This is a genomic window from Corynebacterium sp. MSK071, from assembly GCF_030232125.1.
Lineage (GTDB): Bacteria > Actinomycetota > Actinomycetes > Mycobacteriales > Mycobacteriaceae > Corynebacterium > Corynebacterium kefirresidentii.
In genome coordinates this window covers 1-296 of record NZ_JASPJA010000066.1, presented here as the reverse complement: position 1 = coordinate 296, position 296 = coordinate 1, and the positions used below count along the sequence as shown (strand labels likewise).

The 296-nt window shown below is 57.4% G+C and carries 1 protein-coding gene; it reads left to right on the top strand.

What is annotated here, in order from left to right:
* Positions 1 to 296: hypothetical protein (locus QP990_RS12220; RefSeq protein WP_284799436.1), on the top strand; the 296-nt coding region annotated here is incomplete at both ends.

Below are 296 nucleotides of genomic sequence, written 5' to 3'. Positions count from 1 at the left end.
GCGTTGACGATTGTTCCTGGTGTGGCGGGCGCGATTATTTTGTTCTTGTCTGCAGCTACGTTTGTGGGCATGCTTGCTACTCACCCGAGGGTTCTTTTAACGCCGTTGGCTGGACTACTTACGGTGGTGGCTGGTCTTGTTCTTGCCGCTGCGGTTGCATTCGTTGTTGCCGGTACACCGCTGCGTGTTGGCAGGCGCCTCTTCCGCCGTGCCCGTTTAGCCGCGGTCGTCGCGGCTACTCCCATCATCGTGTGGGCTGTGTTGATTTTGTCTGCTGCCCTGTTGATTGTCACGGT